This is a genomic window from Enterobacter sp. HNDS-6 (assembly GCF_039850505.1).
Classification (GTDB): Bacteria; Pseudomonadota; Gammaproteobacteria; order Enterobacterales; family Enterobacteriaceae; genus Enterobacter; species Enterobacter kobei.
In genome coordinates, this window is sequence record NZ_CP156673.1 from 4013804 (window position 1) to 4026588 (window position 12785).

Genomic DNA, 12785 nt, shown 5'->3' on the forward strand with positions numbered 1-12785 from the left:
GTACCTCCCTCAGAAGTAGCCGGAGGATCCCCATGAACCCTGACGACAAATCACTTTTTCTTGACGCCATGGAGGATGTCCAGCCCATGAAGCGCTGCTCGGATATCCACTGGCAGCCGATGAGAAACGCACGGGCGCGGCAGGAGATGGATACTGAACAGCTGGACAACTTTCTGACGCTGGGGTTTCTGGAACTCCTGCCCCTTGAAGAACCGCTGGCGTTCCAGCGCGAAGGGGTACAGCAGGGCGTTATAGAGAAGCTGCGTTCGGGGAAATACGACCGACAGGCCAGCTTAAACCTGTTGCGTCAGCCCGCCGAACGCTGCCGACAGATGCTGTATTCCTTTATCAGTCAGGCCCGTCGTGACGGATTACGTAACCTGATCATCATTCACGGGAAAGGGCGCGAACAGAATTCGCATCCCAATGTGGTGCGCAGCTATCTGGCACGCTGGTTAACTGAGTTCGAGGAAGTGCAGGCTTTCTGCGTGGCGCTGCCGCATCACGGCGGCAGCGGGGCATGTTACGTTTCACTGCGGAAATCCGATGAAGCGAAACAGGAGAACTGGGAACGGCACGCCAAGCGCAGCCGTTAAGGCGGTTTTCGCGGGCGAGGCGATCGCCCGCCTGTGACTCAGAAGGTTTCCCAGTGACTGTCAGGCGTGGCGTTAGCCGTTGCCGGACGCAGTAGCTGCGGCGTTTTCACATTTGCCGGACGTGAGGCGACCGCGTGTTCTTTTCCGTTCAGACGAAACGCGGCCACAGCCTGACGCAGCTGTTCGGACTGATCTTCCAGTGCCGCCGCCGCCGTAGCGGACTGCTGCACCAGCGCGGCGTTTTGCTGCGTCACGCTGTCCATTTGCGAAACGGCCAGGCTCACCTGTTCAATACCGCGGCTCTGCTCATCGGAGGCCGACGAAATCTCACCCATGATATCGGTTACGCGGGTCACGGCGGCGACAATCTCCTTCATGGTCGCGCCCGCTTCGCTAACCTGCTCAGAACCGGTATTCACCCGGCTGACGGAGTTCTCGATAAGCCCTTTGATCTCTTTCGCCGCCTGTGCACTGCGGCTCGCCAGCGTACGGACTTCGCCTGCGACGACCGCAAAACCACGCCCCTGTTCCCCGGCGCGTGCGGCTTCTACCGCGGCGTTAAGCGCCAGAATATTGGTCTGGAACGCGATGCTGTCAATCACGCCAGTAATGTGGGCAATCTGCTGGGAACTGTCGGCAATTTCGGTCATGGTGCGAACCACGTTATCCACGACGTGGCCACCACGTGCTGCGGTTTCAGAGGCATTCTTCGCCAGTAACGTAGCCTGACGGGCGTTATCGGAGTTCTGTTTAACCGTCGCGGTCAGCTCTTCCATGCTGGCGGCCGTCTCTTCGAGCGAGGCGGCCTGCTCTTCGGTGCGAGCGGAAAGATCGTTGCTGCCTGCGGCAATTTCACCTGCGCCGGTGTAGATGGAGTCGGTACTGCCGCGCACGGCGCTGACGGTAGTCACCAGAGATTGTTGCATCTCATGCAGGCCTGCGGCCAGTTGACCCATTTCATTGCGGCCAGAGAGCGCGATATTCTGCGTCAGGTCGCCCCCCGCAATGGCGCGAATATGGTTCATAATGGTGTTGAGTGGTTTTAACAGCAGGTGTTGTAACCCCTGCCAGATGACCACCAGCACGGCGATAACGGCCAGGAAAATGACTGCCAGCGTCCACTGCATTTGCGTAAAGCTGCTTTGGTTCTCTTCGGTTGCCGCTTTCAGCAGCGTGTTGTTTTCGGCGCGCCAGCGGTTGTAGACCGCTTCCATATCATCCTGAGCCTGCTGAGCATCCAGATCGCCATAGGCCTGGTAGTTGTCGGCGCGAAGATACTGAATCGACAAACGCATGACCTCATGCATTTGATTCCAGGATTTTTGCATCTCGTCAGTTAACGCCGCATTCTGGCCGTTAACCTGCGGCAGTTTCTGCCACGCTTTGTTATAGGTTTCTGCTTTAGCCAGCGAGTCACTTGCGGTATCAAGCAGTTTGTTGATCGCGGCAAGGGAAGCCGGATCGCGCTGGTTTTTCAGGTAGCGGATCGCCACGCGGGTCACGGTGACGCGCGTTTTTACCAGCGTGTTTACGCTGTCGCTCAGATTTTCCTGCTGGGCATTGAGCACGCCGGAGTTCTGGAAGTTATGGCGATCGTTGCTGACGGCGGAGTAGAACAACCCTCCCGTGACAACTTGCAGCAGACAGAATATGGTGAGGGCAAAGATAATACCGGTAATCACGTGCAGATTTTTCAGCATAGCGGTCGTCCGTTAGAGAAGAGGCAGAGGTACACCAATACTATCGTCGTATAGAATTTAAACTTTAATTTAACTCGCGCTTAACGAAGGGCTCCGGTCAGGAACCTGTTGTAAATCCGGATCATTTTTATGAGGAAGGTCAACATGAGCAGCATTGATAAAAGCGGGACGTACGCGCTCGGTACGCGGACGGTTAAACGACTGGGGTACGGCGCGATGCAGCTTGCCGGACCGGGCGTATTTGGCCCTCCGAAAGATAAAAATGCCGCGCTGGAGGTGTTACGCGAAGCCGTGGCGGCGGGGGTGAATCATATTGATACCAGCGATTTTTATGGTCCCCATGTGACCAATCAGCTGATCCGCGAGGCGCTTCATCCGTACCGGGACGATCTCACTATCGTCACCAAGATCGGGGCCCGCCGCAACGATAAAGGCGCCTGGCTGCCGGCCTTTTCCGCGCAGGAGCTGACTCAGGCGGTGCATGATAACCTGCGTAATCTGCAGGTGGATGTACTGGATGTGGTGAATCTGCGGATCATGTTTAGCGCTCACGGCCCGGCAGAAGGATCGATTGCTGAACCGCTTTCCACCCTCGCAGAGTTACAGCAGCAAGGGCTGGTACGCCACATTGGTCTGAGCAATGTCACGGCCACTCAGGTTGCGGAAGCGCAGAAGATGGTGCCTGTTGTCTGCGTGCAGAACATGTACAACATAGTGAACCGCGGCGACGATGCGCTGGTGGATTTACTGGCGCAGCAGGGGATTGCCTATGTGCCGTTTTTCCCATTGGGCGGCTTTACGCCACTGCAATCCAGCGATCTGCAGGCCGTCGCGGATTCCCTTGGCGCAACCGCGATGCAGGTTGCGCTGGCATGGCTGCTGCAACGTTCCCCGAATATTCTGCTGATCCCCGGCACCTCTTCCGTGGCGCATCTGCGGCAAAATCTCGCAGCAGGAGAACTGCAACTGCCGCCTGACGCCCTGGAAACGCTGAATACGCTGATAGGCCGATCGTTGAACTAAATCCGTTCAAACTTCAATACGTTCGGCTTCACCGCCGGAAAGCATCTTGATCCTGGCCCATAATCCGTAATACTGTATTTATATACAGTATTACGGCAGGAAAGCATTTATGGGCACTCTCTTTTCTTATCACTCTAATCAAGTCATTGAATTACCTCTCTTTCTGGAGCGCGTCGCCTGCGGCTTCCCCAGCCCGGCGCAGGATTATGTGGAGGATCGTCTCGATCTTAACCGGCTGGCGGTCAGGCACCCCAGTGCGACCTACTTTATAAAAGTGAGTGGTGACTCGATGATTGGGGCTGGGATCGGCGACGGCGATCTGCTGGTGGTCGATCGTTCGTTAAATGCCGAACATGGGGATATCGTCGTGGCGTCGGTTGCCGGTGAGTTTACGGTGAAAGAGCTACAGACCCGTCCGGTTTTGAGGTTGCTGCCGCATAATGCCCGCTATCAGCCGATTACCTTCCAGTCAGAAGAGGAGCTACAAATCTTCGGCGTTGTCACTCACACCCTCAAAACGTATAAACATGTTCGCACTGGTTGATGTGAATAGCTTTTATGCCTCCTGCGAGAGGGTGTTTCGCCCCGATCTGGAGGGCAAACCCATCGTGGTGGTCTCGAACAACGACGGCTGCATTATTTCGCTGTCGCGGGAGGCAAAACAGTTCGGCATAAAAATGGGTGAGCCCTACTTTAAATTCAAGGAGAAGGGTTATCCGGCGCGGGTGTATGTTTTTAGCTCGAACTATGCGCTGTATGCCGATCTCAGCAGCCGGGTGATGCAAACGCTGACCGATCTTGCTCCGGCAATTGAGATCTACTCGATTGATGAAGCCTTCGTGAACGTGTCGGGCGTCAGCCGCTGCATGTCGCTGGAGGCTTTTGGCCATCAGATGCGCAACCAGGTCGCTAAAAATACGGGGTTGACCGTTGGGGTCGGTATTGCCCCGACCAAAACGCTGGCGAAGCTGGCCAACTATGCGGCGAAGCGGTGGTCTGCCACCGGCGGCGTGGTCGATCTATCGGATCGCGAACGGCAGCGTAAGCTGCTGGCGAAGGTGCCGGTAGAGGAAGTGTGGGGTGTCGGGCGACGCATCACGAAAAAACTCAACGCCATGGGGATTACCACGGCGCTGGAGCTGGCGGAAGCGTCCTCCTGGGTCATTCGCAAACATTTTAACGTGGTAATGGAACGCACGGCGCGCGAGCTTCGCGGTGAGCCTTGTCTTGATCTGGAAGAGTTTACCCCGACGAAGCAGCAAATTATCTGTAGTCGTTCGTTTGGACACCGTATTACGCAATACGAAGAGATGCACCAGGCCATTTGTGCCTACGCGGAGCGTGCCGCCGAAAAACTGCGCGGCGAGCATCAGTATTGCCGCTTTATCAGCGTGTTTGTGCGCACCAGCCCGCATGCCGACAACGAAATTTATTACGGCAACCAGGCCTCAGTCACCCTGATGACACCCACTAATGACACGCGCGATATCATCCGTGCTGCCACGGAGGCGCTGGGGCGTATATGGCTTGACGGGTATCGCTATATGAAAGCGGGGGTGATGCTGGCGGATTTTTTCAGCAGTGGCGTCGCCCAGCTGAATTTGTTTGATGATAACCGCCTGTGTGCCAATAGCGCAGCGCTGATGGAGATAATCGACAGCGTAAACCATTCCGGCAAAGGGAAGATATGGTTTGCCGGGCAGGGGATTGAGAAATCCTGGGCGATGAAGCGTGAGATGCTGTCACCGGCGTATACGACGCGGTACGCAGATTTGCCGGTGGCAAGGTAGGATATTGTCATAAACGATCGCCGCGTTATACTCACGGCGTTAATAAGAATGTATGACGGGGCAGGGATATGTACGAGAGCCTAAAAATGATATCAGTCGCGCTGCCCCTCATTGCGCTTTTCATCCTGTTAAGATTTGTTGTCAGACGTATTCGCCAGGCAAAGCGCCTTATTTCAAATCATAACGGGATGAAAAAGATATCTGCTAACCCCTCAATTTTTGGCGGGAATGCAGGTAAAACATGGTTTTATGATGACCAGTTTTTATATGAAGTTAAAAACAACGCCACCCGTAAGATTGCGCTGGCTACTATCATTAAAATCGGGCCGGGGAATATCGAGATAAATAGCCGACGGGTCTGGATTGTTATTTACCGTGACGGTGCTAATGAAAAGCAGGTGCAGTTTTATAACAATCTCACCCTCTGGAATCATAACTTCACGGCTTTTCTGACCGCGATAAAAAGTGCCAATCCGGACGCTGTCGTTAAAGAGCGCGCAATCCTCAATTTGTGAAAAAGGACCGCAGACCGTTACGGCCGCGCATCCGCCAGTTCATAACACAGCGCCCCAATCCGCTCCACGGCATTCAGCAGGCGGGGCGTCGGTTCGTTTGCGCAGTTTAGCCGCAAAAAGTGAGACAGCTCTGCGGCAGGGGAAAACAGCGGGCCGGGGCTGACGCCAATACCCAGCGCCAGCGCGCGACGATGTACCTCCAGCGCGTTGACCTGCAAAGGAAGTTCTACCCACAGCAAGTAACCCGCGGCGGGCGCGTTAACACGCGTGCCGGGAGGAAAACTTGCCTCGACCCGCGCCACGACGGCGTCTATTCCCTCCGCAACGCGACGCTTGAGCCGCCGCAGATGGCGATCGTAATCGCCGCTCGCCAGGACTTCGCTCGTTGCGGCTTCCAGCAGCGGAGCGCCTGCCCAGTCTCCGGCCATGCGGGCCTGTAAAACCTGCGGAAAGTAGCGTCCGGCGGCAATCCAGCCGATTCGCCAGCCGGGCGCAAGCGTTTTAGACAGGGAGCTGCAATAAATGACATTTCCACTCTGGTCGAACGCTTTACAGGCTGGGGGACGTTGTCCCTCGCCGACAAGATCGCCGTAAACATCATCTTCAATGAGAGGAATATCTGCCGCGTCAAGCAGGGCAACGAGTTCCTGCTTACGCGTGACGGGCATACTGGCGCCCAAAGGGTTTTGCACCGTAGGGGAGGCCAGAACGGCGGCCGGGCGGTGGCACCGAATGGCGTCCGCCAGCGGTTCCAGCAGCAGGCCCTCAACAGGATCGGTGGGGATCGATAAGGCCTTCAGACCCAAATCCTCCAGCAGCAGGAGCGTACCAAAGTAGGCTGGCTGCTCAATCGCCACCACATCACCGGGCTGGCACACGGCTCGTAGCGCAAGGCGCAACGCCTGCGTTGCACCTGCGGTGATAATAAGGTCATCCGCGCTGAAACGGGCTCCCCACTGTGCAGAACGCGCGGCAATCTTGCTTCGCAAATCACGCCTTCCCGGCGGCAGGCTATAGCTCTGACCGTGCGCGTCCAGACGTCGGCCCGCGGAGTGCAACGCCCGCTGTAGCGTCTCGCCCGGCAGCCAAGCAGGATCGGGCAGGGCTGCACCCAGAGGCACCAGACGGGCTTCTGAACTGCTGAACAGCGACCGGGCCATGGCCGACAGGGTGACGGGAACCGGGCCTGGCGGAGAACGAGAAGGCTCCACAGGCTGCGGAAGGCTTGTCTGGTGGATGTAATAACCTGAACGCGGACGTGCAACAATCAGCCCCTCGGCCTCAAGGCAGCGCAGCGCTTCAAGCGCCGTCGGAAGACTGACATGCTCGCGTTCGGCCAGTTTACGCGCGGAGATGATCTTGTCACCGGCTCGCAACGCGCCAGACGTAATTGTAAGACGCAGCATATCCGCAATACGGCGATAGTGAGGAGAGGACGGGGATGGGGCAGACATGGTATCTGTTCAGGCTAATTTTCGATAAAACTGACTATACAGCCAATAATGCACGCCATCTATAGTGTCCGACATGTTCAGGACAAGGAGGCATTATGCACAGCGATAATTTTGATATTTCCACGTATTTCAAACGCATAAACTACACTGGCCCCGCGGCTGCCGATACGGGTACCCTGCATGCGCTTATGCGTCATCAGCTTTTTGCAATCCCGTTTGAAAATCTGGATGTACAGGCGGGGAAAATTGTCTCGCTGGCACCTGACGATATTGCCGATAAGCTGTTAACACAGGGGCGCGGCGGCTACTGCTATGAGGTGAACGGGCTGTTTGCCATGGCGCTGGAGGCGTTAGGTATTCCTTACCGTTTTGTGGCGGCACGCCCGATGTTCTATCCCGTACGGCGGCCAAAAACCCATATGGCGTTAATTGCTGAGGTGGAGAGCCGACAGTGGCTTTGCGACCTCGGGTTTGGCAGCTATGGCATTCGTGCGCCAATGGCTCTGGACACGCTTGATGTTGATATCGCACAGGATTTTGACACGTTCCGGCTTAGCTGCAGCGCTGAGGGCGAATATCTGCTTCAGGCGAAGGTGGCGGGAGAATGGGCCAGTCAATACGGCTTTGATCTCACCCCACAGGAGTGGATTGATTTCGTTCCGGCCAACTACCTTAACTCCACGCACCCGGATGCCATTTTTGTGCAGAAGCGTGTGGTGGTGCAGCATCGACCGGAGGGACGCGAGATTTTACTGGGGGATATGCTGAAAACCATTACGGCGAAGGGCACGGAAACCCGGCAGCTGGCGGAGGACGACATCCCCCGTATTCTGAAAGAGCGTTTTGCGTTGATCGCGGCGTAAAGCAGAAGGGGGCCTGTGCCCCCTGAGCCTCCCGCACCGCGGTTGAAGCATTACTTCTTCTTGTTCATCATCGCTTTTAAATCGGCAAACGGGTTAAACGTGGCGACGCCCACGTCTTTTTGCGCGTCTTCCCCGGCGACCACGGTGGTGCCGTACTGATCCGCTTCGGTGTATTTCGAATGTTCGTGATCGTGGCAAAACAGGCACAACAGCTCCCAGTTACTGCCATCTTCCGGGTTGTTGGTATGGTCGTGATCGATATGGTGAACCGTCAGTTCGCGCAGATTGGAATAGACAAACTCGCGCGAGCAGCGTCCGCATACCCAGGGATAGATTTTTAACGCTTTTTCGCGATAGCCACTTTCAAGTCTCGCGTAGTTTTTGGGGATCAGAGCCATTGCTGGTTTTACCTGTGATAAAAAGAGTGTGCCAATATATCCCATCAGGCACGGTAAATGTACAGGACCTTCCTCCGCTAGAGCGAGAATGTGCCTTCAAGCGTCATCACGCAATTTCCGCCAACGCGAACCACCGCCTCTCCCGACGAGGCATCGTATCCCGCGAACAGCACGCTTGCTCGTCCCATATCAACGCCCTGACTGACGTTAAGATTAAGCGTCGTTTTATTGCGGTGCAACGCCAGCAGCGCTGTCGCAGCGGCAGTCGCGCTGCCTGTGGCAGGATCTTCTGTCATGCGGGGAGTAAACATGCGGGCCTGCACATCATGAGGTTCATCAGCATTCGTATCCAGGGTGTAGGCGTAGAGGGAAACGGCGCCATCTAGCGGTAAAGTCGCGCGAAAACCCTGTAAATTCGGCACGCATCGACGAAGCGCCTCACGAGAAGCCAGCTCGGCTATCAGAAAGGGCAGACCTACCGACGCGACCACAGGCCTATGTACCTCGGTACGGATATCTTCCGTGTTCAGGGATAAGCAGGCAGCCACGCTTTCCGGGCTGACTTCAGAGCGGCACGAGAGTGCCTCAGGCACCAGGAGTTCTGCGCCAGTGACCGTATCGTTGTCGCGCAACAGGCGAACGGGCACCACACCGGCTATTTCCTCGAAGTGTAGCGTATCAGGCAGGCGCTGATGATTCATCGCGGCGTAATGGGCAAGCACGTAAGCCGTTCCAACATTAGGGTGCCCGGCGAAGGGGATCTCGCGCGAGGGCGTAAAGATTCGCACGCGTGCTGTATGGGAAGGGGTGTCTGGCGGCAAAACGAACGTGGTTTCGCTGTAGCCAAATTCAACGGCGACCTGCTGCATTTGTGCTTTGTTCATGCCTTGAGCATCGAGTACGACGGCAACAGGGTTACCCAGAAACGGAGTGTCAGTAAAAACATCCGCAACAACATAGCGTCTTTTCATTTTCTGTCCGATGTAAAAGTCCTGATATAGAGATGTAACGTTAAATCAAACCGATAACCAGCCGTTTTTCACCCGACGGACCTGAAAAAAATTCAATCAATTTATTTGAATCATTCCGTTAAAGAAACGCCATTTATTCTCCACAGGTAATGCGTACAGTAGGGAGAACGCAACGCATTATCAGGACACAGAATTATGAAAAAGATCGGCTTTTTATCGTTTGGTCACTGGACGCCTTCTCCGCAGTCCGGCACGCGCTCGGCAGCAGACACCCTGCTGCAGTCCATCGACCTGGCCGTAGCAGCCGAAGAGCTGGGGGCGGACGGCGCCTATTTTCGCGTGCACCACTTTGCTCGTCAGCTGAGCTCTCCGTTCCCTCTGCTGGCCGCAATTGGGGCCAAAACGAAAACCATCGAGATCGGTACCGGCGTGATTGATATGCGCTATGAAAACCCGATGTACATGGCCGAGGATGCCGGTGCGGCGGATCTGATTTCCGGCGGTCGTTTGCAGCTTGGCATCAGCCGGGGCTCCCCGGAGCAGGTCATTGATGGCTGGCGTCATTTCGGCTATGTCCCGCAGGAAGGGGAAAACGAATCAGATATGGCACGCCGTCATACCGAGGTGCTGCTTGAGGTGCTGCGCGGCGAAGGATTTGCGAAGCCGAATCCACAGCCGATGTTTCCGAATCCACCGGGGCTGCTGCGACTGGAACCCTATTCCGAAGGGCTGCGCGAGCGTATCTGGTGGGGCGCCGGTTCGAATGCGACCGCAGTATGGGCCGCTAAGCTCGGCATGAATCTGCAAAGTTCTACGCTGAAAGACGATGAAACCGGTGAGCCGTTCCATATTCAGCAGGCAAAACAGATCCGCGCGTACCGCCAGGCGTGGAAAGAGGCAGGGCATACGCGTGAGCCGCGCGTGTCGGTCAGCCGCAGTATTTTTGCCCTGATGGACGACCGTGACCGGATGTACTTCGGTGCCAGCCGCAACGACAGCGATAGCGTGGGGTATCTTGACGAGAAAACGCGCGCGATCTTCGGACGCAGCTATGCCGCGGAGCCGGACAAGCTTATCGAACAGCTGAAAAAAGACGAGGCGATTGCTGAAGCGGATACGTTATTGTTGACCGTACCGAACCAGCTCGGTGTGGATTACAATGCGCATGTGATTGAGTCCATTCTCAAACATGTCGCACCGGCAATGGGCTGGCGCGAGTAGTCGACGCGCTGGGATAAGCCCCGTCGCCGCACGTGGCGTGAATCTTCATTTGTAACTATTCGGGCGCTTATCGCGAAGACAGGAGGATCTATACATTCCTCCTGTCAGCGCTATTTCTGGCTCATATCGCTCAGCAGCACGGCGATGCTTTGTCCGCCCTCGGTCTGTTCCAGACCAATCTTCACAATGATGGTCAGCGGGACGGAGAGCAGCATACCGACGGGACCGAGCAGCCAGCCCCAGAAAATCAAAGACAAAAAGACGACCAATGTGGATAGCCCCAGCCCGCGTCCCATCATCCGTGGCTCAAGAATATTGCCGAACAGCAGGTTAATGGCCAGATATCCGGCCAGCAGAACCAGCGCATCATACAGCCCGCTGAAAACCAGCACCTGAAGGATAGGGGGGATCGCTGCCAGCACGGAACCGATGTTGGGAATGTAGTTGAGCGCGAAGGCCAGTAATCCCCAGACGAACGCGAAGCGGACGTCCAGCGCCAGCAGCATCACCCAGACGACACCACCCGTAACCAGGCTAATGGCGGTTTTCAGCACCAGATAGCGTGAGACGCTGTCCAGCGCGCGTTGAATCGCCCCCATGCCCTCAACCGGACGGACCATTATCTGCTGCAGCTTTGCCGGCAGTTGAGGCACCTCCAGCAGCATAAACACCACCGTTAAAAACAGCAGAAAAATGGAGGTCATGGCATTCGAAAGCTGCGCCAGCAGGCTGGTGACGATCGTCATGGCCGCATTGGGGTCGATATATTTAAGGAGTTCCTCAACCGAGACTTCAATACCTGCGCGTTGCAGCCAGGGTTCAAGCTGCAGCAGCGGTATCGCCAGCGACGATCGGTACTTCGGTAACGTGCGCGCCAGTTCATTCAGCGAGGTGCCGAGATAGGCAACCAGTAATACCATGGCAACAATAATCACGCTGATGAGCAGGGTAATCGCCAGCACGCGCGGGATGCGTAGCCGCGTCATGCGCCGTACCAGCGGGTTAAGGATCACCGCAATAAACAGCGCCAGAATAAAGGGCACGATGATGTCGGCTGCAAATCGCACGCCCGTCAGTATGATCACCAGCATGCCCAGCATGATGACAATTTTTAACCCGTTCAGGGTAATAATGGGTTTAGCCATGGTGACTCCGAAATACGCTTTTTATTTATAATAAAGGTGAAACGCGTTGCAATAAACTAACCAAAATCAAACGGTGTGGGTAAAGAATTGCAAAGACTTTGAGTAAAATCCTGGCTTATGGTACAAATTTAGCGTGTTTAACTACCGAGGACAATTTTCATCCGCAAAGACGAGAAGCAACAACGCGGATAATTGTAATTTTATGGACAATGTGTTCAGGACGTATTCTTCAAACAACACCGCTGTATTTTCCACCTCCTTCTGCCTGGTTGCTGGTGAGCAACACTGGCGCACCGCCCTATAGTTATCTCTTCTGCCTGAGCTGGCGCTACGCGCTTAGCTGTCTGATTTAATTTCATATTTTTTTTGGTTTGCCGCATGCGGCGGGCCACGATGGATTATATTCTCAAGCAGGAGAAAAACATGTTTTACTGGATTTTACTCGCTCTGGCTATTATCGCTGAGATTACCGGCACGCTGTCGATGAAGTGGGCGAGCGTCAGCGATGGCAATACCGGTTTTATTTTAATGTTGGTGATGATTTCACTTTCCTATATTTTCCTCTCATTTGCGGTGAAAAAAATTGCGCTGGGTGTGGCGTATGCGCTGTGGGAAGGGATCGGTATTTTATTGATTACACTCTTCAGCGTCCTGATATTTGACGAAACATTAACAACAATGAAAGTCGCCGGGTTAACGACGCTGGTCGCGGGTATTGTGCTGATTAAATCAGGTACCCGTAAACCGACCAAACAGCAGAAGGAGCAGAACCATGCAACAGTTTGAATGGGTTCATGCGGCCTGGCTGGGTTTCGCCATCGTGCTGGAAATTTTCGCCAACGTTCTGCTGAAATTCTCCGACGGTTTCCGTCGTAAAGTCTATGGCCTGATGTCGATAGCCGCGGTTCTGGGGGCGTTCAGCGCCCTGTCGCAGGCGGTCAAAGGTATCGATCTTTCGGTGGCCTATGCGCTGTGGGGCGGTTTTGGTATCGCCGCCACCCTTGCCGCCGGTTGGGTACTGTTCGGCCAGCGGTTAAATAACAAAGGCTGGATAGGACTGATATTGCTGCTGGCGGGTATGGTCATGATAAAACTCGCCTGATAACCCG

The 12785-nt window shown here is 55.3% G+C and carries 14 protein-coding genes; 9 read left to right on the forward strand and 5 right to left on the reverse strand.

From position 1 onward, the window contains the following. The first annotated feature begins 32 nt into the window (after positions 1–32). The gene (gene smrA, locus ABFI50_RS18840) at positions 33–596 is read left to right on the forward strand and encodes a DNA endonuclease SmrA (protein ID WP_014883610.1); all 564 of its coding nucleotides are present in this window, start codon (positions 33–35) and stop codon (positions 594–596) included. 38 nt (positions 597–634) lie between these two features. Here the strand turns inward: smrA and ABFI50_RS18845 are convergent, their stop codons facing one another. Then, a complete protein-coding gene (locus ABFI50_RS18845) occupies positions 635–2296 on the reverse strand; it encodes a methyl-accepting chemotaxis protein (protein WP_014883611.1) in 1662 nt (553 codons plus the stop codon). Between the two features lie 144 nt (positions 2297–2440). Between ABFI50_RS18845 and ABFI50_RS18850 the strand changes: the two genes are divergently transcribed. From ABFI50_RS18850 to ABFI50_RS18865, 4 genes are all read left to right on the forward strand, one after another. Beyond that, positions 2441–3319, forward strand: coding sequence for an aldo/keto reductase family oxidoreductase (locus ABFI50_RS18850; protein WP_045134984.1), 879 nt, complete (start codon positions 2441–2443; stop codon positions 3317–3319). A 109-nt stretch (positions 3320–3428) separates the two neighbouring features. Then, on the forward strand, positions 3429–3863 hold the full coding sequence (gene umuD, locus ABFI50_RS18855; RefSeq protein ID WP_014883613.1) for a translesion error-prone DNA polymerase V autoproteolytic subunit: 435 nt from the start codon (positions 3429–3431) through the stop codon (positions 3861–3863). Then, complete coding sequence (umuC, locus tag ABFI50_RS18860) at positions 3847–5109, forward strand: translesion error-prone DNA polymerase V subunit UmuC (protein ID WP_014883614.1); 1263 nt, start codon at positions 3847–3849, stop codon at positions 5107–5109. The genes umuD and umuC overlap by 17 nt, the downstream gene beginning before the upstream one ends. 68 nt (positions 5110–5177) lie before the next feature. Beyond that, positions 5178–5624, forward strand: a complete 447-nt coding sequence (locus ABFI50_RS18865) for a hypothetical protein (RefSeq protein WP_045134985.1) — start codon at positions 5178–5180, stop codon at positions 5622–5624. Between the two features lie 17 nt (positions 5625–5641). Here ABFI50_RS18865 and ABFI50_RS18870 read toward each other — a convergent pair whose 3' ends face one another. Next, positions 5642–7078 carry a PLP-dependent aminotransferase family protein gene (locus ABFI50_RS18870; RefSeq protein WP_045134986.1) on the reverse strand — a complete coding sequence of 479 codons (1437 nt, stop codon included), beginning with the start codon at positions 7076–7078 and terminating at the stop codon, positions 5642–5644. A 95-nt stretch (positions 7079–7173) separates the two neighbouring features. On the opposite strand from ABFI50_RS18870, the gene ABFI50_RS18875 reads away from it, so the two are divergent. Beyond that, on the forward strand, positions 7174–7941 hold the full coding sequence (locus ABFI50_RS18875; protein ID WP_045134987.1) for an arylamine N-acetyltransferase: 768 nt from the start codon (positions 7174–7176) through the stop codon (positions 7939–7941). 50 nt (positions 7942–7991) lie between these two features. Here ABFI50_RS18875 and yajD read toward each other — a convergent pair whose 3' ends face one another. Beyond that, positions 7992–8339 (reverse strand): HNH nuclease YajD, encoded by a 348-nt coding sequence (gene yajD, locus ABFI50_RS18880; protein WP_006808895.1) that lies wholly within the window; start codon positions 8337–8339, stop codon positions 7992–7994. A gap of 77 nt (positions 8340–8416) precedes the next feature. Further along, complete coding sequence (locus ABFI50_RS18885) at positions 8417–9310, reverse strand: PhzF family phenazine biosynthesis protein (RefSeq protein ID WP_045134988.1); 894 nt, start codon at positions 9308–9310, stop codon at positions 8417–8419. 195 nt (positions 9311–9505) lie between these two features. On the opposite strand from ABFI50_RS18885, the gene ABFI50_RS18890 reads away from it, so the two are divergent. Continuing rightward, the gene (locus ABFI50_RS18890) at positions 9506–10531 is read left to right on the forward strand and encodes an LLM class flavin-dependent oxidoreductase (RefSeq protein ID WP_014883619.1); all 1026 of its coding nucleotides are present in this window, start codon (positions 9506–9508) and stop codon (positions 10529–10531) included. Positions 10532–10641: 110 nt separating this feature from the next. Here the strand turns inward: ABFI50_RS18890 and ABFI50_RS18895 are convergent, their stop codons facing one another. Beyond that, the gene (locus ABFI50_RS18895) at positions 10642–11676 is read right to left on the reverse strand and encodes an AI-2E family transporter (RefSeq protein WP_014883620.1); all 1035 of its coding nucleotides are present in this window, start codon (positions 11674–11676) and stop codon (positions 10642–10644) included. 423 nt (positions 11677–12099) lie between these two features. On the opposite strand from ABFI50_RS18895, the gene mdtJ reads away from it, so the two are divergent. After that, entirely contained in the window at positions 12100–12462 is a 363-nt protein-coding gene (mdtJ, locus tag ABFI50_RS18900) for a multidrug/spermidine efflux SMR transporter subunit MdtJ (protein WP_014883621.1), read from the forward strand. Beyond that, positions 12449–12778 (forward strand): multidrug/spermidine efflux SMR transporter subunit MdtI, encoded by a 330-nt coding sequence (mdtI, locus tag ABFI50_RS18905; RefSeq protein WP_014883622.1) that lies wholly within the window; start codon positions 12449–12451, stop codon positions 12776–12778. Before mdtJ ends, mdtI begins: the two co-directional genes overlap by 14 nt. Positions 12779–12785 lie beyond the last annotated feature (7 nt).